The organism is Pedobacter soli (assembly GCF_900101435.1).
Taxonomy (GTDB): domain Bacteria; phylum Bacteroidota; class Bacteroidia; order Sphingobacteriales; family Sphingobacteriaceae; genus Pedobacter; species Pedobacter soli.
Genome location: NZ_FMZH01000010.1, coordinates 131,224 through 155,292 on the forward strand (window position 1 = coordinate 131,224; position 24,069 = coordinate 155,292).

The following is a 24,069-nucleotide window of genomic DNA, read 5'->3' on the forward strand; positions in this document are numbered from 1 at the left end:
GAGGTCGGGTTAAAACAAAAAGACAGCGCTTGAATGAAATATGACTACGTGATGTTTGAGGATCCTTCTGGATGAAATCGCCAGTTTGGGCGGCTTTGTTATCCCTAAGACATCGTTTAATCAGCTTCTTTTGACCGATGATTTTTGCACCAGCCCGCTGAGGTAATGCTCCAGCGTGGTCTTTCCAAAGTAAGGATCCGGGGCCTTAAATTTTTCATTTATGGTAAGCTCAGTCATGCCGGTAAATGAGCGGATTGAAGCAGCAGAGAATCCTGCCTTCTGCAAATAAGCGGCCCAATCTTTTTTAGGAATTTCGTTTGCCCTGATATTTTTATCCAGGATATCATTTAATATACCCACCGCATCTGCTGCACTATACTCCCCGGCTGCCTGAATATAAAAAGTTCCCGTCCGCATCTCATTGATTACTTGCGCCGCAAAATGACCGATATCGACAGGCGAGACCATCGGTAATTTAAAGTCAGCAGGCAACAGCGTATCAAATTTTCCGGATTCAATCGCCATTTCCGCAGGCATATCTAAATTGCTCATGTAATAAGCACTTCTAATAATGGCAAGGGGAGATTCATGGGCTTTGAGTCCCCGCTCAAGCGCATAAAGGGTGCCCAGATCAAATATCCCTTCCTCATCCCTGGCGCCATAGGTTGAGGCCATCACAATTTGCTCGGGCTTTAGCCCTGCTAGTGCACTGAGTATGCTCTGAACTTGTTTTCGCTCCTGTGCCTCAGCATCCTTGCCAGGATATGCAGGCGGATTTAAAATGAAAAGACGATCAGCCAGTCCAAAAAGCTCATGTAGTTTTTCGCTATCCAGCACATCCGCAGTCTCAAAACCTGCGCCCCGACTCCTCCAAACTTCCGCTTTCTCCTCGTTATGCCCGATAATGAGCACAGATTTCTCCTGTTTTAAAAGTTGTTCGGCCAGAGCCGATCCGATATGACCGGTTCCTCCTAAGATGACAAAATTAGATTTCATAACTAACTAAACCGCCATAACAGGCAGAAGTTTTATAAAAAAAGGAATAAGTAATAGCGCAGCAGAACTACAGCTTAGCTTAAAGCTCCTCCCTGAACCGATGAATGCTGCTGCCAATCTGCCTCTGCAACGCTGCTAAGCAATTGCTGCCTGCCAAAATTGGGGAAGAAATAACTTTTAGGGATATATGCTCATTATTCAAGCATAATCGCATCTTGACAAGATAAGCCAAATTATGGGCTATTGGGGCGGAATGCCGAAGCCTTTTGGGCCACCCGCCAGGATCTCCTGCGGCAGCCAGGATTTATTGGAATACAAATTAAGAAAGACAGTTGCGGTTTTTTCTACTACCGGAAATGATCCAGAAGCAACTCACCCAGCTTAGCAGAGCAGTAGAAATTCCTAATTCCGGATCGGCCAGTGTGAAAGAGGACAAAATAGCTACCAGCGAAACCGCAGTTGCAAATAAAAATGGAAGATACTTTTTCATACCGGGCACTATTCAAAAATCAAACCAGGCAGGCCAGAAAGGTGAGGGGCATTATCAATATTTCACTATCCTGACATTTCTACCAAAAAAGTCAGATTTATCTCGCTTTACGGTCAGCTGTGAATTGCAAAAAGGAGGAGCAGTTTATAAACTAACTGACTCAAATAATCTCCACAAAAACCTTACTGACCTAAAACAAACTCAACTGCACCTTAGCCACTTTCACCTTTGCAATATCATTCTGAATGCTACTTTTTTTACCCTTGAAAGTATTAAACATCGTATCTGCTCTATCTGGCCTAAGATAGCAATTATGCCGGAGGAAAACCTGCCAAATCTACGACTGCTTTTTTACCCTGCAGCTGCTTTTTCCTTTCCACCACAAAAGCCGCTTAAATGCTCCGGGCAAAAAGCTTTTTTATCGGTATACCCCCCAGCTGATAACCTTCGGAAATAAACGGCAGAATTCTGCTGAGGAAGAGCATCCTTAAAATAACCTGAACACTCCACCAATAAGCCCACTAAACCTACCTCCAGAATGATCCGGTAACGAGCATTAAAATTAACTTTCCCTTTTCTAAACCATTCCAAAACCAACTAAATAAAACTTTTTGGGTTAATGAAAGCCTTTCTTAAGCTTTAAATAAGTTTAGACCTGAAAGCGAGGAGCATTAACCGGGCAAGGTATGGAATAAAAAATACCCAAACATATGAATGCCTGGGTATTTTCCGTTGTTAACAAAATATTATTTGATTCTGGTAGGTGGAATAGTATCTCTGCTTATTTCTTCACCGGCAGCACCATAATTGATCACAACATTATCATCTTCTATGGTAGCCATGGTAGCAACGGGAGCAACTTTCGATAAAATAATATATTTCATGCTTCTGGCTTTAACCCATTTACCTAATGTTACGCTATAAACCCCGCCGGCTTTATAATACCAGCCCAAATCTGCCACGCTATTATTATGGTAATTAAACTTGAGTGTATTGGTTCCTTGTAGGTAATAGGGTTGATATCCTTTGTTGGAATCGGAAATATCGACCTCTAAAGGATCATAAACATCATAAAAATCGGTATTGGTAATTAAATAACCCTGGGCAGGCGGACCTGGTGTAAATAAACTGCCTCCGTTGTGTATAAATACCACATCCATTGGTCTGGTGGTAGATGTAACGGTTGTGCCTTTAAATGCGGCAATACCGTAGGCATTACCACTATTGGCTAGTAAGGTATTGGTAATCGAACCGAAGCCATCACCTGCAGTGGTAGAATAGTTAATTGCCCTGATGTATTGCGCTGCAGGAATTGGGGTCGAATTCGAACTGTTAATCATTTTGCCTGTTCCGCCCACGTAAAAATAACCTCCTTTTTTCACTGATCCGCTGGTTAAATTAAATTTATAGGTGCGGAGCCCACCAGTGGCCCAACCATTTGCAGGAAAACCTGTTGGTGTTGAGGCGCCGGCATTATTTGTGGTCACTACTGAAAATGGCGTAGCTGCAAAATCGATATCTCTTGTTGCGATAAACTGGATGTAATTGTTGTTAGCATTGGTTCCTTTAGGATCAGGAATCCACCCTGAGATAATGAAGTCAGGAATTTCCGGCGTTGAACTTAAGGTAATTACATCTTTTATTGTTCTCATGTGGTGCTCTGGAACCAGGTCTCCTGTGCTATTCACTTTATTGATGATGATCCCATAATAGTTAGCCGAAAACTGCAGCCTATTGTTTGCAAAAGTTGCATTGGCAGCTGTATGTAAAGTAATGTCGCCAAAACCATCATTTAATTTTTTATCACCCGATAAGATATCGGTAGGTGTAGGGAGGGGATCAAAACCACCCTTTACAATTGCCAACAACGTACTTTCGTATTTATCAGGATTAGCAAGAATAAAACTGCTGGGAACTCTGTTTTTGGCAATTGTTCGGTTTGATGCTACTTTTTTAACAGCTGATGGACTTACATTAGTGATTTGTAAGTTACCGTTAACGCGTTTTAACACACCGCCTTCTACGTTTATCTGAACAGAATCGCCAGGCACGTATTTAGCAGCTTCTGTTCCTATAGGGATTTGAATACCACGCAATTCATTTAACCGGATACGATCCTGAACAATAAGGATACCTTCAGGCAGGTTTTTACCAGAGTGATCTGAAATAACTACGGCGGCAATGCTGTTAGCGCCAAACATGTTATCTGTACTCAAAGTCACATCCTCACCTTTGTAAAGGCTTCTCAAATCGAAAAGCGGAATATAGTTACTGACAACACCTCCCGGATAATTCGATTTTTTACAACCGCACCATATAAAAGGAACGGTAAATAAAAGAATGCTATATAATAATATCTTTTTCATGTTAATAATTTTAATACTTCCGAATTAGGGTTTTTGCCACCAAACGTTTGTTGATATTACATCTGGCCCTTGCCCTGCCACAGCAGCCTGGTAATTTGTTGGGTTTGCAGATTGAACATAAACAGGGTAAGTCATCCTTGCAGGCATTACACCGCCGTTTCTTAAACCTGGGCCTTTTGGCAGCACGGGGTGCCCCGTACGACGATATTCGAACCATTGTTGCATGTCTACCAGAAATAATGCATAATACTTCTGTACATGAATTTGTTCGAGCTTATCTTCAGTTGAGCCTGTATTTAACCAGTCGATATCTGCCTCATTCACATACTTGGTAAATACGGGACTGGTAATAGAGGTAGGAAAATTGGGTACCCAATAGTTTATCGCCGCGGTCATACCACCATAGTAATAGTTTTCTGCCGAGCCACCGATATAACCTTTTAATGCAGCTTCGGCTAAAATAAACTGAACCTCGGCATAATTCATTAATATTCCGGTTTGTGCCGATTGTTGCAAAGATCTTGCACCAATTGCTACACTTGAACTGGTTTGATCATAAGAATAGAAATAGGCTTGTTTAACCACGCCGGCACCAATAGCATAGCCACTTGGCACCCCTACAAAGCCGCCAGGTCCCTGTGAGATACCCAATCGGTTGATACCGTTATTTGCATAGCCATTGGCATTGTTGATATCTATGCGCGGATCATTCCAGTTTGCCAGGCGCTCAATGAAAAAGCTTCCAATGGCTGGCGATCTGAAATCCTGTACCCTTACGCCATTTACATATGGATTAACAAAGGGATCGGTTCCGGTTAAACCAGTCCATTTTAAAGTGGCCGATTCTGCATTATTGGCCATGATAGGGTATTTTGCAGGATTGGTATCTACAATCTCTTTAATTTTTGCAATTACCTGCGCAGCTACTTCTGTTTTACCCGAAACCCTTAACAATAACCTTAAATATAAGGAATTGCAGAATTTTCGCCATTTTGCGATGTCGCCTTTAAAGATTGGATCGCTTGAAGGTGTAATAGCAGTTCCTTCAGTTAATAAAGTATTTGCTTCTTCCAGTTTTTTAAACATATCCAGGTAAATAGCCTGCTGTTTATCAAAGGCGGGTTCTAAAACGCCACCCGTTGCATTATTGGACTGAAAATAGGGGATGTCGCCATAAGTATCAGATAACATAGAGTATATCCACGACTGGCACACCAAAGAAATACCCTGGTAAGATTTATTTTCCGTGCCGGGTTTTCCGGCCTGTTTATAAATATCTTTAAAATTGGTTAACTGTATGTACCAGGCATTCCAGAGATAATCTGAATAGGTATTCCGGTATTCATATCTGAAAACAGTACCCTCTCCATCGCTAATGCTAACTGTAACTTGCATGAGCTCGTTATTGAAGTTACGGTTACGCATCATGCCAGGGGTAAGGGAATTGACCAAAGCCGGAGCCAATAATTTATCTGGGGTAGAAGTGAGGATATTGATCGGATCGATATTAACCTCCTGAAAGTTTTTATCGCAAGCTGAAAGTGTGGTCATAGACACACCTAAAACTGCAATAACTTTATATAGATTCTTTTTCATTTTTTTAAAAGATTATATGCCTATTGATAAATTGAAACCATAAGTTCTGGTTGAGGGAAACTGACCGATTTCGAAACCTGTCACAATATCAGAACCACTAAGCGTACCAAATTCGGGATCGAACATTGGCCATGGCGACCAGATAAAAAGGTTACGTCCGTACACACCAAAAGTTGCAGAAGAAAGGCCTAATTTTCTTAAAAATTTAGGATTAAACTTATAATTTAAAGAAGCTTCCCTGAATTTGATAAAATCGGTACTGAATGTACTTCCTTCAGCATTATCAGCGCCCATATGTGAACGGTAATATTCGTCAATATCATAAGCTACAGTAGTGTTGGGCACATAAGAGCCATCAGCGAGCTGCACCACACCATTACCAATAATGCCATTATATCTTCCCGGCAAAGTGCTGGTTAGTTTACCTTGCTCTACCATTTTGTAGTTTAACAAAGAGTGTGCAACTGCACCTACCTGTGCATCGAACAATACACTTAAACTCAAACTTTTATAAGCGAACGTGCTTCCAATACTGAATTTATATTTAGGCATGGTATTACCTAAGTAAACTACATCATTGGTAATTTTAGCAAAGCCGGTTGTTGCATCGTAAACCACATTTCCTTGCGGATCGCGTACGTAACCTCTACCGTATAAGTCGCCCATACTGCCACCAACTTTTGCCACAATCTGGCCACCCGCTACCGGACCGGTACGCAGGATGATCGAACTATCAGACAATGCTTTAATGACATTGGAATTGGAAGCAAAAGTGGCGTTCATGGTCCATTTGAAGCCACCTTTTGTCTTAATTGGTGTTCCGTTTAACGCTACCTCAACACCTGTATTATTTACCTGTCCGGCATTGATCAGGGCCTGGTTAAAACCAGAAGAACGATCTACAATCCTGGTTAAAATCTGGTTTTTGGTATTTCCGGCATAAACAGCAACATCAAAGCCTAATCTGCCTTTAAATAAACTTACCTCAGTACCAACCTCATAGGTAGTAGTTTTCAAAGGTTTTAAATTTTCATTCGGTAAAATAGTTGGGTTTACTAGTGAACTGTCCGGATAGGTACCATTGGCGGCTAAAGAATACGTGTAGGCGGTACGGTAAGGCGTAGTACCACCACTACCTACCTGAGAAACCGAAGCTCTTAATTTGGCGAAACTGATTACCTTCGGTAACTTAAAGAATTCTGAAAGCACAAAACTGGTACTGATTGCCGGGTAAAAGAACCCAACATTGTCTGTTCTGGTGGCTGTGGCCAATACGCTACTCCAATCTTTACGGCCGGTAAGCTCTACATACCAGTAATTTTTATAGTTGGTAGATAAAACCCCGTAAAAACTATTAATCCTGTATCTGCTTGTATCGGGAATAGAAATTAACGGATATAAATTGTTGGTCAGTTCATATACATTCGGAATCACAAGTCCATCGGCACGCAGATCTGATTTATTGTATTTGTTCCTTAACTGGCTACCGCCCAAAGTGGTATTGATCGTAAAATCTTTACTGATCTTTTTTTCATACCTCAATAAGAAATCGATATTGGTTTCCTGGGCCTTGATGTGCTGTTGACGTACAGAACCCTGTGGTAAACGGCTTCCCGCATCATACGGACGCTCCTGAGCACGTCTTTCTTCAGAATAGTCGATACTCGATCTAACTAGCAAGCTCAATTCTTTATTGAATTGATAACTGGCCTGGATATTTGCAGTAACATTGTTACGGCCGGTTCGGTTTATGAACTCATTGACTACCGCATATGGGTTTTCTGGAAATGAGCTGAAGGGATATTTAATTGATAAATTTTCTTTCCCATTTACCCAATAGTTCTTGATCCAATCGATACTGGCATTTGGCTGCCAGAAAATGAACCAGTACATTAAAGATTGGTTACCATAACCTGCGCCGGGTAAGTTATCGCTAAAACGGTTGCCATAATTGATTTTGGTAGCAATTTTTAACTTCGAGGTTATATCTGTATTGGTTGATAAAGTGATTGTTGTACGCTCGATACCCGTTTTAGGCACAATCCAGGTGTTGTTCTGGTTGGTAATCGAAAAACGGGCGGTGGTGTTTTTATAACGGCCATCTAAACTTAAAGAGTTGGTTAAATTCTCCCCGGTGCTAAAAAAGTCTCTGATTTCGTTTTTATAAGGTACCCACGGAGTTCTGGTTTTACCTGTAGTTTGCGTAACCGGATCGTATTGAAAAAACATCTGACCATCGAAACGCGGTCCGTAAGCCGAACTGGTTCCGCTTGTACTTGCACCATCGGCAGTTGTGCCGTAAGAGTAATAGGGAGCCCCGTCCAAACCCTGACCATATTCATATTGCAAATCCGGCCAGCGGTTTACTTCTTCAAAAGATCCGTTAGAAGTAAATTTGATGCCCACTTTTTTACGTTTCGAGTTGCCCGATTTAGTGGTAATGATAATTGCTCCGTTTGCACCACGTTGTCCATACAAAGCGGCAGCTCCGGGGCCTTTTAATACAGTTACACTTTCAATGTCTTCCGGGTTGATATCGTTGATCGAACTCCCATAATCGGCTGGCATATTATCGCTGCCGGTACCATACACACCATCAGAACCGTTTGCAGTCCTTCTGCCTCCGCTGTTGTTGATGACTACTCCATCTAACACAATCAAAGCCTCATTGTCACCGGTAAGGTTATTCTCGCCCCTCAAAATAATTTTGTTTGAACCCGCCGGACCGCTGTTCGATCTGATCAGGTTCAAACCCGCAACCTTGCCCGAAAGAGCGTCGGTCCAGTTGGTCGATACCGCATCAGTTAACTGTGTACTATCGATTTTGGTTACGGCATAACCAAGTGCTTTTTCCTGTCTTTTAATACCTAAAGCCGTAACCACTACTTCATTTAGTGAATTATCAGCCGCCTTTAGCTTAAAATTAACCTGGGTTGTAGCACCGCCAGTTACTTTAACCTGTTGTTTACGTGCTATTTCATAAGCGATAAACCTCGCTTCGAGGGTATAAGTACCGGCAGCCACATTCAGGTTAAACTCACCATTAGTATTGGTTTGGCCCAGCAAGTTTAATTCAACTACTTTAATCGTTGCAGCCGGTACCGGATCGTTATTTTCATCAACCACTACGCCGGCTAATTTCCCTGAAACTATATTTTTTGAGGTAATAACAATACTACCATTCGCATTAATCTTATAACTAAAAGGTAATCCTTTTAATAGCAGATCCATCACCTCGTTTACAGGGCGTAAACCACGGGCAACGTAAACCTTTTTCTGATCGTTTAATTGGGTATTGTTGTAAGCGATTGTATTTCCGCTAAGCTTTTCTACATTTTCAAAAGCTTTTTTTAATGTTATTCCGTCTGCTTCGAATAAGATTTTCTTATCCGATTGTGCATTTGCATCATTGCTGACCAAGAGCATACCAACAAAAATGAATGCCATTATGATGATCAGTTTGGAGTGATACTGATGGATGTTTTTCATCCATCTGGTATTAATTTTCATATCTTTACTAAGTTTTACTTTTCAAATGAGTTTAAACAGTTTTCCGGGTCCGGAATGTGTCCAGCATTTCGGGCCATTTTATTTTTGTAAGCTTATTCCATATCTACTTTCCTAATTTATTGTTCATAAATAATTACCTTGTTTTCATAGATTTTATATTTTGCACCAGATAGCCTGGCAATTACTTCCATAACCTGATTTACAGTACTCTTATTAAATTTTGCGGTAAGTTTCATTGCATTTAAGGCTTCGCTTTTAATTACCACTTTAACATCATATTCCCTGGCAACTATTTCAGCAATCTCGCTTAACGGCTTATTATAAAAAAACAGTTTGTACTCCCGCCAGCTGTCAAACTCAGCAGCGTTTACAGTAGTTTTTGTGGCCGCCCCATTTTCTTTGATGATGTTTAGCTGTTCGTTTGGCAAAAGAAATTTAACCGCTTCTGCTTTGTCGTTATGCTTTACAATAACCCCAACCTTACCGCTTTGAACGGTTATGCTAATTGTTTTGGCAGATTGGTAAGCATTAATGTTGAATGAAGTACCCAAAACAGTTGTGCTTACTTTTCCGGTGTAAACTACAAATGGCTGTTTATCGCGGTGTTGCACATCGAAAAAAGCTTCACCCTGCAGATAAACCAGTCTCTTGCCCGTATTAAAGTTTTGGGCATAGCGGATTTTACTATCGCCATTCAGGTAAATATTTGATCCATCGGGCATGGCTACAAGTCTTTTCTGGCCTTTGGGATTATAGATCTCATGGTAAGTAACCGCAACAACTGGTTTGGTACGGTTTAGGGTAAGGTAGATAACCGGCAGCATTAAAATAACGATTGCAGCTGCGGCGATGCTGATGTACCTGCCGTAACTGATTTTTTTAATTACTGCAGTTTGCACAGTGGTGTTTTTTGCCAGGTGCTGCTGAATGGATGTCCAGCTTTGCTGCTGATGTGCAGGCTTGTTCAAAAACTGATCTGCTGCTTCGAAAGCCTGTAGCGTTTCCCTGAAAAGCTGCTGGTTCTGCTGACTGCTCTCTACCCAGATCAATAAATCGGTAAGGTCTTCGCTTCGGATCGTTTTATTGCTGTAATCTTCAATTAATTTATAGTAATGTTGGTCCATTATTCCTGCTGTTCTATTTGTAAAGACAGGAGAAACGAAGAAGATACGTAGCTGAAAAGGTTAAGTTATGATTAATAAAGTGTTAACAACCCGAATCGGTTGCCTCGAATTAAAACTGGCATTTAAATGGCCGGCCGATCGGCTGCCAGCTGCCTGAAGCTTTTTACTGCCTGATACAACAATGTTTCTACGGTTCTGACAGAGATGCCCAACATCTCTGAAATCATATTTTTTTCAAGCATGTCGATCCGGCTCATGAGAAGCACCTCGCGCTGACGTTCGGGCAGCAAATTAATCAAGCTGATAATTTCGGTATACGATTCGCGGCTGGCCAGTAAATCATGCGGGTTTAAATAAACATCAGGATAATTCAAATAATCTTCTTGATCGTTTAAGCTTAACGTGTTTAATTTTACACGTTGTATTTCATTAAAAGAAAGATTTTTGGCTGAGGCAAAAAGATATTTTTTAATCGACTTAATTTGTAAGTCATTCCGCTTGTCCCATAATTTCACAAACAAATCTGCAACGAGTTCTTCGGCTTTGCTAAAATCTCTGATGTAAATGGAAGTGAATTTGCATAAGGCCGGATAATACCTGTTAAACAGCGTTTCAAGAGCAAGGCTATCCTCATTAATTAACAAAGACATTAAATCTTCATCACTTTTGCTTACATATATATCCTTCATGCTGGCGCAAAATTAGCCCGCGCACGTTACCGAAACATTAACAGAACTTTGCGTTTATGTTAGCGATGTATTAATGCAATGCATGTGTAGAATATGTAGTTGTGTATGATTTAGCTACATTTCTCTGATAGCTGTTGTTCACTTTCTTCATTTTGGTCAGGATAATCCTCGTTCTGGCAACGCGCCTGCATCCATTTAGAAGCAATTTTGAATTACATTAATACAATTCAAAAATGGAAAAGCACCAGGCTTTTTATTTTTATGTCCTGAATAATACCAATCGTACGGCCAATACCTTCAGTTATACCTATGATAGCTTGAATCGCTTAACTAATGCAGCCGCAGGCAACAGAGTAACTGTTGAAATCCCCCTCATCTTACATTCCTTCAAATTTTACTCTGATAAACCTCGGTCGGTAAAGATTAGGATGTGTTTGCAGATCCTTTAAAAAATCGAATGAGTTTACATTGTAACTAATCAGTAGTTCTCCTTTTTTTGATAAACTGGGATGTGCTTTTGCATTATAAGTAAAAAATGATTTCAACTCAATGGCTTCCGAAGTATCCCACAGTTTAATTACTTTACCAAAAGGGCCGTAAGGTGTTTTGCCCAGCTGCATACAAATCTGTCTGCCAATACCGCTTTGCTGAAACACCAGTGCATAACGTCCATCAGGCAGTTGCGAAAGATTGAGCTCGTTTGAAACCTGATCTGTTACCGCTGCCGATTGTTTAATGTCGGCCTGCCAGTTGGCTCCGTCCCAGTAGCTCCATTTGCTATAGTTTTCAAAATCTTTTGGCAGAACCCTGGCAACTAAAAGCTTCTTGGTTTTTCCGGAAGTACCATATACATAAATGTAACCATCGGCATTTACTTCGCCGGCCTGTTTGGTATTGATATAAATGCCTGCCCCAAAAGAACCTGTTTCACCATCGTGGTCGAGATAAAATGGGGTATCTTTTTGTTCGTAATTTTGAAAAGGCAAGGCCTCATCAGCCTTAATTTTGATTAAAGTATTGCCCACTTCGGCAAAGCCAAAAGCACCACCACCTGTACTTTTAATGCGGTAACCAAAAATGAAAGTGGCATTATCCAGTTCCTGGTTTACAAAACCATCGCCAAGCCAGTAATAGTCACCAGCCTGCGTTAATGGTGTTTTGGGCACGAAGATAGATTCGGGTTTTTGACTGACCTTTTTCCAGCTAAAACTGATTTTATTGGGATCGGGCTCATGACCATCCAGCACCGCAACTGCATTGTGGATCATTACGGCATTAGGCTCCATTTTGCCATCACTTACCTTCCCGATCATGCTGTCGCTAAAAATAAACAATGTTTTTTTCGCTTTAGGCGGCGAAGATTCCTTCCCGTTTAATGCAATGCTGTAAATCCCGTCGCCACCGAACCAGCCATCCGTTCTGTTAAACAGATTGGTCCATTCGGGTGCAGTTGCTACTTTAAACCTGATGCTATCCAGTTCTTGTGCATTTAACGATAAAGAAGCAACAGAACTTAACAATAACAGGGATACAAAAGCTTTCATAGAATGGATTAAATTATATTTTTTATCCTGCCATAAAAATATTTGAAGATCGGAAGATCAACAAAAATCATAGTCAGGAAGGCTAAAGCAATCAATAAAAATAAAGATATGATATTTACCACTATCATTTCACGCATAGCTGGTTTTCTGGTCTGATTATAATGTATCCCGTTGCAAAATATACACCTGGCGGGCCAAATGTCATGTGTATCAGCGCATGCTCTGCCTGATATATTGGCTAATCTACCTTACAATGAAAAAAAGCCTGCGGTAAGTTCCAGCAGGCTTCTAACTAACCATTGTAACCTTTAAAAAAGGGTATCTTATTTAATAACCAGGGTTTTGTTTCAACTTGGTGTTGGTGTTCAGGATATCCCTGCCAATCGGGAAAATCTCAGTATGGTTATCCGCATCGGGTTTTTTATCCCACCAGCTGCCTTTGCTGAATACTCCCCAGCGGATAAGGTCAGTACGGCGGCGGTTTTCACCAATAAACTCACGGCCCCATTCATCGAGCATTTCCTGATCGTTTAGCTGATCGCCTGCGGGATTATACAAACTGTTTGAGCCCGCAGGATAGTTGCGCTGCCTTACCTGGTTTAAATACCCGGCGGCCCCTGCTTTATCACCTGCCCGGTACCTGCACTCGGCCAAAGTATAATAAACCTCTGAAAGCCTGATTTCAGCATAGGCAGAAGTAATGCGGTTGGGATCGGGAGTAGGGTATACAGGATATTTCACCAGAAAAACCCCCGAATTATGATCTGCATGATTCATATTAGACTCTTTGTCTGTAATTTTTTTTCCCGGTTTGGTGTCCAGGAAAAAGCCTACCTGATCACGGATAAATAGCGCGTATGGGCCTTTATTTCCGCGAACGGTATCAGGAGTGGATACACCATTTACAGATTTGGTATAAGGAAGATAACCGTAAAGAAACATTCCTTCACGCTTGCTGTTCCCCAGGTTTTTATATTTCTTAAGGCGAATATCGTCAGGATATTTCTGGAACTTAATAAATGGCTTTCCGAGCTGATGCGTATATTCCACACTGTCTACATCACGTCCGGGTTGAAGTGCAAAACGCGGATTTGACTTTCCGAAATCTGTGAAACCACAATATAGGGGAGCGGCATCATAAGTCATCCCCCAAAAGAACATCCCGCTATCGTATTGCCAGTGCGTACGGGCAAGCGTGCCAGGGAAACCGTATATTACCTCGGAAGTTAAACTCTTGTTGGTATAATCAAAAGGTGCATCCCAGCGGGTATCAAGGGCATAGTTTCCATATTTTCCGGCGACGATATCTTTGCAAACCGCTTCGCATTCTATAAATTTATCTACACCAATGTATACTTTGGCATTGAGGTATAAGCGTGCCAGTAAGGTTGCTGCGCCAGCTTTTGTCCACCGGCCAATGCCATTCTCACCAAGTTGTTCCCGTAACGGCAAATCGGCAAGTGCTGCCTTCAGCTCTTTTTCGATATAGGCAAAGGTTTCTGCAGGAGGAGATTGTGTTCCTCCCTGGGTACTGTTTTTAACATCGGTAACAATTTCGATATTACGATAAAAATCGAAAGCACGTAAATAAAACCAGGCCCTGAGCGTTCTCAGTTCAGCTTTAAAATCGGTGAGTTCAGCAGGGGTTACATTTAGTTTGGCAGGGTCTGCAATGCCTTCCATATCCTGTAACGAGTTGGTGGAAAGCACAATACCCTGGTAAAAGTTTCGCCATGCCCCGTTGGTAAAGTTATCTTGTGGGGTCCAGGTATGGTAGTGCATCCGCTGGTAATAACCACCATCCTGCCAATCGCCCTGGCGGTTATAGGTGCCCAGCTCATCGGTACAATCTTCGCCTACGGCATACACGTCATTACCCTGAATGCTCCAGTAAGCGTGTTCAAAAGGCCGAAGGAAATCTCTGATTACATCATCCCTGCGGGTGAGAAAATTTGCTGCATCGACCTTATCATAAATTTGTTCGTCTAGTTTGGTACATCCTGGAGTAAGTGTAAGCGATAGCAGGATGCTGCAGATTAAAATGCTAAATTTTTTCATCGTTTTATATTTAGAATGTTGCCTGTAATCCGAAAATTAGCTGAAGAGTTGAAGGATAATAATTTAAAGAGGTATTTACACCTGGCGTGAGACCATTAACAGGTACACCCTCCGGATCGCCTCCTGTAAAGCTGGTAAAGGTATGGAGGTTACGACCAGTAGCATAGAGCCTGATTGATTTGAGATATTTGCTGGCAAGTGGCTGGCGGTAACCGAGCGAAACATTATCAATTTTTACAAAGGAACCGTTCTCCAGAAAATAATCTGAGGCAATAGAAGTGGTTGCACTATTGGTGAGCAGGGAGTATTTACTGCTGCTGTCGTATGCCGATTTGAGCACATTAGCATCACTTTGACTGGATGGCGTACCAATGTAGAAAGCTGCAGTATTGAAAATCTTGTACCCAAAGGTGCCACGTAAAAAGATACCCAGATCAAAACGCTTGTAACGGAAAGTGTTCCCGATGGATCCGATAAATTTTGGGAGTCCGTTACCTACAAATTGTTTATCGTCATTTGATGCCTGGTTGGCTGGTACGATTGATCCGTCTTTACGGTATACCAGCAATGCTCCGGCATCATTTACGCCGGCAGAACGCAGGGTATAGAATTCGCCAATACTATGCCCTTCCTGTATTCGCTGGATATTTCCGGGAGAGCCCGGTGCCGGAAGGCCTGCTACATCCTGAAAGGTGCCGCCTTTATAAATTTCGTTGGAGAATGAAATAAATTTGTTGCGGTTGTAGGCTAGCGCAACATTGATATTATAACCGAAATCGGTTTGTTTAATGGCTTCAGCGCTAATGGCGAGTTCTAAACCATAGTTTTTCATGGTACCTACATTACTGAAGGTAGTAGCCTGTGTATTGGGCGGCACCGGAACATTATAATAGCCCAAAAGGTCTTTGTTGGTTCTGATGTAATAGTCTAATGAACCGCTGATGCGGTTATTCAGGATAGTAAAATCGATCCCCGCGTTAAAATTTACCGATTTTTCCCAGCTTAAATCGGGGTTTACGTTTGAGGAAGGACCATACACCTGATAGTACTGCCCGTTATAAGGAAAGTAACCTGCACCGCCATAAAGCAGAAGCGAGAGGTAATTGTCAAAATCCTGGTTACCGGTAATCCCGTAATCGGCACGGACTTTAAGTTCATTAACCCATGGCAAAGCGCCTTTCATGAAAGCTTCCTCAGAAAGCCGCCAGGCAGCAGAAACAGCTGGAAAGTTTCCCCATTTATTATTTAGCCCAAATTTAGAAGAACCTTCGCGGCGCAAACTGGCGGTGAAAATGTACCGGTTGTTAAAATCATAATTTAAGCGGCCGAAGAAAGATATCAGTGTAGAGCCGTTCTGTGTAGAGCCAACGGCAGATTGGCCCTGACCAGCCGCACCGCCGTTATAAAGGCCTGAACCTAGATTGTTCCACAGGTAACTGTCAAAAGGGAAATCGTAATTTTGTGCCTTTACCTGTTTGTAATTGTAAAGGGAGTAGGAATACCCGCCCAGTAGCTTAAAGTGGTGGCGCCCCAGATCCAGGTTGTAGTTGCCCGTCCACTCGATATTTTTCTGGTCATTTTCCTGTTGTTCCTGCGATGCATAATTGGTTTGTGTGGTTTTATTGGCATAAACAATTGAGGAAAGGGTAGAAGGGGTAAAGTTAAGGAGCTTAGCCGATCTGCTAATCTGTGACAGGGTAACGGTTGTGTACAGGTTGGAAAGGATATTCATCCTGAGCGAACCGTTTATATCCAGCTCCTTGATTTCAGCATCCGATTTAATCACATTTGCATTTTCTACCGGGTTATTGGAAAAGAAACCGGTATTGATGTAATTGTACTTCCCGGCATTATCGAAAATTGAATAGGTAGGATTTAAAGTGAGTGCATTATTGAAATTACCTTGATCCGAATTGCTGGTTTTCATGTAGCGCGGCGCAACGGTAAGGGCAGCTACAAACATATTGTTATCTGTAGCATGGTTGATGGTAAGCCGGGCCCCATATTCGTTTTTATGCGCGCGAAGGTCAACACCGTCAGCATCGCGATAATCGGCTGAAGCAAAATAGTTTGTTTTGGCCGATCCCCCCGAAAACTGGAGCGTGTGTTTTTGTGCAAATGCCGGCGAATTGGTTACTGCTGCCAGCCAGTCGGTGTTGCCTTTGTAATCCTGTCCTTTCTGGTTTTTTACGCGGTTGGCGATAAATTCATCAGCAGAAAGGTTTTCCAGTTTATTGGTGAGGTAGTCAAAACTCGCATAACCATCATAAAACATTTGCGATTGCGCGCTACCTTTCTTGGTAGTGATGATGATTACCCCATTACTACCACGTGTTCCGTAAATAGCAGATGCCGCGCCACCTTTAAGCACATCAATACTTTCAATGTCGTTTTGATTGATGTTATCGATATTTCCGCCAGGTACACCATTAATAACGTAAAGCGGGCCTAATCCGGCGTTTCGCGAAGAAACCCCACGAAGTTGAACACTCGGACTTGAATTGGGATCGGCCCCTGCAGTATTACTGATGTTTAGTCCAGGCACTTTTCCCTGTAAAGACATGAGTGGGCTATTGGCCGCCACCGCCAGCAAGTCTTTACCAGAAACGTGTGTGATGGCGCTGGAAACCTCGCGCTTGTTGAGGGTACCATATCCAACGCTAACCACCTGAACTTCTTCTAAAGTGTTTGTGGTAGATGACAGCACTGCATTTATGGTATTGGCAGCGCCAAGGGAAACAGTTACTGCCTCATAACCTACAAAAGAAAAAGTAATAGCTTTTGTACCTGCAGGGATATTGAAGGAGTAACGCCCGCTTTCATTTGTGGTGGTAGAAGCAGATTTATTATTATCGGCAACAGTGACCCCAGGCAATGGCTGCCCGTCTGCCTTATCGGTCACCTTTCCGGATATCGTTCTGGTTTGTGCCTGCACGGAAAGCCCGAGCGCGCAAAATAATGAGCAACAGCTCAATAGGCGTAAAAAGTTTTTGTACATAGGAAAATGTCTAGTTTAGTTAAAATGGTTAGCCGGTTTATTCAAATCAAGGTGGTTGCCGGGTAATAATTTAAACCTGCCCGGAGCCACGATCTTTGATGATGGAAACTAGGGAGAATTGTTATTGCTCATACTGCTTTTTTCCCAGCCCGAACAGTTCAAAAAGATACCGTTTCAGGAGAATTAATATTTGGTTAAAGGTTTTAGTTTCTTGTTAGGGAAGAATCATTGGGCTAAAATATTACACCCAACGGAAAGAAAATGAGCTGTATCACCTGGTATGTGGAATATATAAGCGAAAACTGTATTTTTAAAAGGTATTTATTTGTATTTCAGTTGTATGTGAAACTTGTGTGCCCGAAAAATATAAAGTATTTAGAACAGCAGGAGCCTAAACGTCTGATTACATTTACGTAAAATGAAAGGTTCTTTCATCCGGTTAAATGATGCTTTAGATTATTATTCGCTAAAAAGCGCCAAAACGGAGTTAAGCACTGACCGGGATCAATTTTAAGTACCATTATCTTTGTGTTTATTAAGGGATAATTTGCGTTAGTTAAATACTGATTTTAGCCGCTTCAAAACAGCATTATCAAACAGTTATTGCATGCTTAATTTCAGCTAAATCCTTATCATTGCCATCCAAATCTACCCAAAATGAAACCTGTCTTTTTTATCTTATTTACAATTGTAATTTCTGCCCATGCCAAACAGGTAACTTCGCCAGAAGACAACCTAAAGGAGCTAAAGACTGAGTTGGCTAAAAAACATGCTTATGACAGCCGTAAACTTTCGAAAATTACCAGTTTAAAATACAGACTTCAATTAAAAAGCGACTCCCCATACGAAGTTTTACAGCAATTGTTTGATGAATATGAATATTATACTTTCGATTCTGCATATGTGTATGGTAAAAGAATGCTCGATTGGAGTGTAAAGAATAGAGATGCAGATCAGGTTAACATCAGTAAGATTAAAATGGCTTCGCTATTACTTCACGCAGGAATGTTTAAAGAAACTTTTGATTATTTGAAAGAAATCCATGCAGGAACCCTGAATAAAAAACAACTATATGAATATTATAGTTTGCAAGCTGGTGCTTATGCCAACCTTGCCATTTATAATAACGACAACAACTTTACGCAAAATTATAATGCAAAGTCTGTAGCTTATTTAGATTCAGCCATTGCGCTTTGCGCGCCAAACTCTTTTGAGATGCTATTCGCGCAAGGTAACAGACAGATTATATCCGGACAAACCAATCAGGAGCCTCGCTATTTTACGAAATTGCTGAAAGCATATCCACTAACAATTCATGATAAAGCCAGAATTTATACTGCACTGGCCGCTTTTTATCGTAAACCTGCTGATTATAACGAGCGCATACATTTACTTGCCCAATCGGCAATCTGCGATATCCGTTCTTCAACCAAAGAAACCCTGGCCACATTACTTTTGGCCGAATCGCTATTTCATCATGGCGATTTAGAGCATGCTTATCTGTTTATTCAACGTTCACGGGATGATGCAGGGTTTTATGGAAACAAACTGCGCAAGCTAAAAATCGAATCGATATTGCCCGATATTGCTACACAGATTAATCTGGCTACGCAGCGCGAAAAGAATAAATTTTTGATTTATTTTCTGTCTATTTCCCTGATAACCACCATCATCTCTTTTGCATCCTTTCTGATCTTTATTCAGTTAAGAAAATTGAAAGTGAAGGAGCAGATCATTCAGGATAAAAACCTGAGCCTTGAAACGCTAAACAAGCAGTTGTCTGCTACAAACGATAAATTGCGCGAATATGCCACGGTAAATGAGAAATATATCGGATATTTTTTTAATGTCATCACCGGATACATCCTTAAACTTGACCGGTTAAAAAAGAATGTAGAACGGAAGTTCTTAGCCAAGCGCTATACCGAGATTTCACAGTCACTCGATGAAATTAACATTAAAAAAGAACGGCAAAATCTGTTCGCTACTTTCGATCGTGTCTTTATTAGTATCTTTCCGAACTTTACCAAAGTTTTCAATTCCCTGCTCAAAGCAGATGACCAGATTTGGCCCAAAAATCCTGAATTGTTAAATACCGAACTGCGGATTTTCGCCCTGATTAGGTTAGGGGTTCATGATATACAGACTATTGCCACCATTCTGGAATATTCGGCTAATACCGTTTATGTATATAAAATGCGTATAAAAGCCAAGGCCATTGTATCGGGTGATGAATTTGAAGCCAGAATTATGGCTGTGGAAGCCGTGTAGACGGACCAAATGAGAAATGTTACCTCAGCTGCGGGGAAGCGTGTGATGATAATACCTTAAAGATATACTATTATGCTTTTTACTGGATGATTAGCTATATAAATGATACGCATTATGGCCTTGCATCAAAAAAAGATACAATATCTACGGATTTTTATTGTTTTTCAGTGCTTGTATGTATTGAAGAGGCGATTTTCCAAATTCTTTCTTGAATGCTCTTGAAAACGTCGAGCTGCTTTGCAACCCGGTGCGTTCTGCAACTTCATAAAGTGGAACATCTTCGTGGGTCATAATTTTAATGGCTTTTTTCAGTCTTGTGGTTCTGATGAAATCGCCAACTGATTGATTAGAAATGCTTTTGATTTTCTGATATAACTTGGTTCTGCTGATAAACATTTGATTGCACAAAAAGTCAACATCCAGATCAGCATCTTTAATATTATCTTCAATTACGCCCAAAAGTTTCGATACAAACTTCTTATCCTTATCAGAATGTACGAGTTCGGTAGCCTCGCTCAGATAGTTTTTAGTGTACCTTTCTTTCAATCTTTCCGACTGCTCAAAGATATTAAGTATGGTTAAAAGGAGAAGTTCACTGCTTAAGGGCTTGGCGAAATAATAGTCAGCTCCCGATTCCATACCTTCAATTTTAGCTTCTAAGGCATCCTTTGCCGAAAGAATGATAAAAGGAATATGGCTGGTTTCAAATTTTTCTTTAACCTGCTTACAGAACTCAATGCCATTCATACCGGGCATCATTACATCGCTGATAATCAGATCGGGGATATGCTCAATGGCTAATTTAACCCCCTCAATTCCATTTTCAGCTTCATATATGTGGAAGTCTTGCTGAAAGGTCTGCTTTAAGTAATTTAACAGTTCGGGGTTATCTTCTACTATTAAAATTCTTTTATTGTATTTGTGGTGTACTTTGGCAACATCATTTTTTTCTTTTTGCGCCAATGGGATTAAAAGAGAGTGATCTATGGGCTCTAGTTTAGAAGCCGAATGATTCTTTAAAGGCAAATATTCCGATTCACTGTAATCATTTTTACTTAGCGGTATGCCAATGAGAATATCAGTCCCCTGGTTTCGTTCACTGTAAACATAAATGTCGCCTTTATGTAGTTCTGTAAGGCTTTTAACCAGGGCCAGGCCAACGCCAGAACCTAAATGTTCGGTACTGATCCGGTAATAGCGATCAAAAATTTGGGTGATAGAGTCGTTTGAAATTCCTATCCCTGTATCACATATCCTAAAATAAATATATTTCCCAGCCCTGTATCTGGTATATAGTATTTCAAACCCTGTAGGATATGCCGGACTGAAGTATTTGAAGTCTTCAAATATTTCAAACACCACTTTGCCACCTTCGGCGGTGTATTTAAATGAATTGTTGAGCAAATTGAAAAGAATTTTCTCTACAATCTGAATATCAAAATAGCCTTTAGCCCCCTCCTTTAAATGGTCGGTAATCTGAAAAGATATGTTTTTGCTGATGGCCAGCTCCTCAAATTCCTGCGCCAGATCGTGTGAAAATTTATCGATGGCCACCTGTTCAACCTGTAGCTTGATAACCTGATCGGCAACTTTTCTAAAATTCATAATTTCACTGATCAGGTTTAGTAAACGCCTGGCATTCCGGTGCATTAGCTCGTATGAATGATTTAGCAGGGTATTTTTGTTTTGGTTAATCAGGGTTTCAAGAGGTCCGAGAATTAAAGTCAGTGGCGTACGGAATTCATGAGAAATGTTGGTGAAAAACATCAACTGCTGATCGGATAACTCCTCGCGGTGCCTGTGCATTTCTTCTCTTTTATTTTCGTTCACTTCTCTTATTGCAATTTCCCGCTTTAACAGGTACCAGCGCGCCTGAAAAATATAAATAGCAGATAATGCGGCAAAGAATAGCAGAAAATAGATAAACTTAGCCAGGCTTGATTTCCACCAGGGAGGGGTAATTGATATCGAGGTTTCGGCATTTTGATTACTCCATAAACCATCGTTATTTGAAGCTTGCACAACAAATTTGTATGTTTTAAAATCAAGATTGCTGTAAGCCGCACTTGGGTTTTTACCATCAGTATATTTCCATTCGTTATCAAACCCGATCAGCTTATATCTGTAATTGCATTTTAACGGGTTTGCAAAATGCATTGCGGAGAAATAGATGATGAAATTATTTTGGCGGTAATTTATTTCCAGCTCTTTGCCATATCCAATTGCATCACTGCCAATATATACCTGCGATTTGGTATCGTTGTACTCAGGTTTTAGGTTATTTATCTTGATATCTGTAAGTATAGGTTTGGCCAATATCCTGTTATACTTAATATCTTTCGGAAAAAAGTAGTTTAAACCGTTTATACCTCCAAAGTATAAGGTGCCATCGTCTCCTTTGTATGAAGCACCAACTTTAAAACTATTGCCTTGTAAACCATCATTTTTTTCATAACGTGTTAATTTTCCCGTTTTAGGATTCAGGCATTCCAGTCCGTTCCCACCCATCCATATATTTCCTTCGGTATCAATTTCCATGCTTTCTACATCATTGAAAACACCATAATTACCGTTGAATATCTTTATGTTATGGGTATTGTTTTTTTTCAACTCAAGCCGGTTTAATCCGCCTCCAATTGTACCAATCCAGTAAGTGCTGTCGTTTTGCTTGCTGATGGGGTAGGTGTAATCTGAACTTAGTGCGTTTTTCTTTTCTGATGCGCGGTACTCGAAAGTATTAACTATATTTCCTTCCTTGTCGATAGAAAACCTTCTTAAGCCGTTTGTGCTGGATACAAATAATTGTGGTTTATCCTTGTCAGCAAAGATAAAGTACCCTTCACCATAATATTTTACCTTAAAATTAGCTTGCGAGTCCCGGTAAATTACGCCAAATTTTTGAGTATGGTTTCCGAACCATATATTTCCATAATAATCTTCAACCAGGGTTTCAATAACATAAGATGGAAATTTGTCGTAACCACTGGGTTTTAAAAGGGCTGTACCACCTGGGTTTAAAATTTCTATTCCATTGTTTGTGCCAATCCATAAATTCCTGTTCCTGTCTTTCACTAAAGCTGTAACTGCATCACTCTTTAGTCGTACAGATGAACTGTAGGTGTTGTAGAATGTGAATTTTTTGGTTTTTAGATTATAGAGATTCAAGCCATTCGCAGCTGTCCCGATCCAAAGATTTTCGCCCTGGGCCAATACCGATCTTACGAAATTCCCAGAAAGGGAACTCGGTGACTGTGGATCATTTTTAAGTGTATAGAAAAGCTTTTCATTTAAATCGCAGTAATTTACACCGTTCCCGAAAGTGCCTACCCACAAACAGCCCGACCGATCTATTATTGCCTTTGTAAGTGCATTTGAATTAAGGGAGCCCGAATTCTTATTGTTTACCAACTGGATAAAATTCAGGTTTTTGTCCAATCTGATTAAACCACTGCCCGTGCTGAGCCAGTAATCAGTTTTTCCGTTCTGAATAACATCTTTTAAGGTGTGGATACCGGGATGCTGAAATTCTTTTTTCACTGTGAAGAATCGGCCGCCTGCAGATGGCGAAGCAAGGTATATTTTGTCTTTTTGTGCGGTGATCAGATTGTTTTCATGGTCAAAATAAATCAGCTTAAGTTCCTGATCAGCTAATCCGTTAAACTGTATATGTGTAAAATTATTGCGTTTATCTATCGTCCAGATCCCTTTGTTGCTCGATAGATAAACCAAACCATTCGGATGTAAAAATATATCAGAGAAACGTACAGCTTTGGGTGGGTTTATTTTTACCGGTTCCAGGGTTTTTCCTTTTATCGCATAGACCTTTAACTCATTATCACGAAGCGCATAAAACACATTGCCTTTAGGTTTAACCATTTTAGCCAGGTAAGGAGATGTATTACTTTTTTCGTCAATCAGATCTACATAGTTTTCTTTGCGCGGATCAAAATATTGTAAACCATCCTCTGTACCCAGCCATATTAAACCTTCCTTATCCGGATAAACAAACCTAATTCTGTTTTTATAGGCATTTTTTAAGGGAAGGTTGTTGTTGTAATATTGTTTGATGGCATATCCATCAAACCTATCCAGCCCGAAATAGGTGGCAATCCAGATATAGCCCCGGTCATCCTGGGCAATATCATTCGCATCAGTATGCGATAAGCCCTCATCAACCGTGAGGTGCTTAAATTTAAAAGTGTATGATTGAGCGAAAACTGCAGGACTATACCATAATATATTAAACACTACCAGAAGGGCCAGTTGTAATGGCCTTATTAACGTTTTTTTCGAACGGTTATTAATTTTCATTTGAGTGCATAATGTTTGGTTAGCCGGGATATTGGTACTGACAGAATCAGCGATTTTTAGCAGCACAATTTAAAAACTATAATTAAAAAACTCATTTTATTCTTTAACAGGTTTTC

The 24,069-nt window shown here is 40.7% G+C and carries 12 protein-coding genes; 2 read left to right on the forward strand and 10 right to left on the reverse strand.

Going from position 1 to position 24,069, the window contains the following annotated elements; genetic code table 11:
* Positions 1-120: 120 nt before the first annotated feature.
* Positions 121-996 (reverse strand): NmrA family NAD(P)-binding protein, encoded by an 876-nt coding sequence (locus tag BLR37_RS19605; RefSeq protein WP_090771566.1) that lies wholly within the window; start codon positions 994-996, stop codon positions 121-123.
* A 356-nt stretch (positions 997-1,352) separates the two neighbouring features.
* Here BLR37_RS19605 and BLR37_RS19610 point away from each other — a divergent pair, with 356 nt between their 5' ends.
* Positions 1,353-1,943, forward strand: a complete 591-nt coding sequence (locus BLR37_RS19610) for a hypothetical protein (protein WP_090771568.1) — start codon at positions 1,353-1,355, stop codon at positions 1,941-1,943.
* Between the two features lie 289 nt (positions 1,944-2,232).
* Here BLR37_RS19610 and BLR37_RS19615 read toward each other — a convergent pair whose 3' ends face one another.
* From BLR37_RS19615 to BLR37_RS19650, 8 genes are all read right to left on the reverse strand, one after another.
* Complete coding sequence (locus tag BLR37_RS19615; RefSeq protein WP_090771571.1) at positions 2,233-3,852, reverse strand: DUF5689 domain-containing protein; 1,620 nt, start codon at positions 3,850-3,852, stop codon at positions 2,233-2,235.
* A gap of 24 nt (positions 3,853-3,876) precedes the next feature.
* Positions 3,877-5,448 carry a SusD/RagB family nutrient-binding outer membrane lipoprotein gene (locus tag BLR37_RS19620; protein WP_090771572.1) on the reverse strand — a complete coding sequence of 524 codons (1,572 nt, stop codon included), beginning with the start codon at positions 5,446-5,448 and terminating at the stop codon, positions 3,877-3,879.
* Positions 5,449-5,460: 12 nt separating this feature from the next.
* The gene (locus BLR37_RS19625; protein ID WP_244154708.1) at positions 5,461-8,958 is read right to left on the reverse strand and encodes a SusC/RagA family TonB-linked outer membrane protein; all 3,498 of its coding nucleotides are present in this window, start codon (positions 8,956-8,958) and stop codon (positions 5,461-5,463) included.
* A 116-nt stretch (positions 8,959-9,074) separates the two neighbouring features.
* A complete protein-coding gene (locus BLR37_RS19630; RefSeq protein WP_090771574.1) occupies positions 9,075-10,082 on the reverse strand; it encodes a FecR family protein in 1,008 nt (335 codons plus the stop codon).
* A gap of 122 nt (positions 10,083-10,204) precedes the next feature.
* Positions 10,205-10,771, reverse strand: a complete 567-nt coding sequence (locus tag BLR37_RS19635; protein ID WP_090771576.1) for a sigma-70 family RNA polymerase sigma factor — start codon at positions 10,769-10,771, stop codon at positions 10,205-10,207.
* Between the two features lie 377 nt (positions 10,772-11,148).
* Positions 11,149-12,315 carry a DUF4185 domain-containing protein gene (locus BLR37_RS19640; RefSeq protein WP_090771578.1) on the reverse strand — a complete coding sequence of 389 codons (1,167 nt, stop codon included), beginning with the start codon at positions 12,313-12,315 and terminating at the stop codon, positions 11,149-11,151.
* Positions 12,316-12,642: 327 nt separating this feature from the next.
* Entirely contained in the window at positions 12,643-14,373 is a 1,731-nt protein-coding gene (locus BLR37_RS19645) for a RagB/SusD family nutrient uptake outer membrane protein (protein WP_090771580.1), read from the reverse strand.
* A gap of 10 nt (positions 14,374-14,383) precedes the next feature.
* Complete coding sequence (locus tag BLR37_RS19650) at positions 14,384-17,371, reverse strand: SusC/RagA family TonB-linked outer membrane protein (protein ID WP_090771582.1); 2,988 nt, start codon at positions 17,369-17,371, stop codon at positions 14,384-14,386.
* A gap of 657 nt (positions 17,372-18,028) precedes the next feature.
* Between BLR37_RS19650 and BLR37_RS19655 the strand changes: the two genes are divergently transcribed.
* A complete protein-coding gene (locus tag BLR37_RS19655) occupies positions 18,029-19,642 on the forward strand; it encodes a DUF6377 domain-containing protein (RefSeq protein ID WP_090771584.1) in 1,614 nt (537 codons plus the stop codon).
* Between the two features lie 144 nt (positions 19,643-19,786).
* On the opposite strand, the gene BLR37_RS19660 is transcribed toward BLR37_RS19655, so the two are convergent.
* Entirely contained in the window at positions 19,787-23,953 is a 4,167-nt protein-coding gene (locus BLR37_RS19660) for a hybrid sensor histidine kinase/response regulator transcription factor (RefSeq protein WP_090771587.1), read from the reverse strand.
* Between the last annotated feature and the right edge of the window lie 116 nt (positions 23,954-24,069).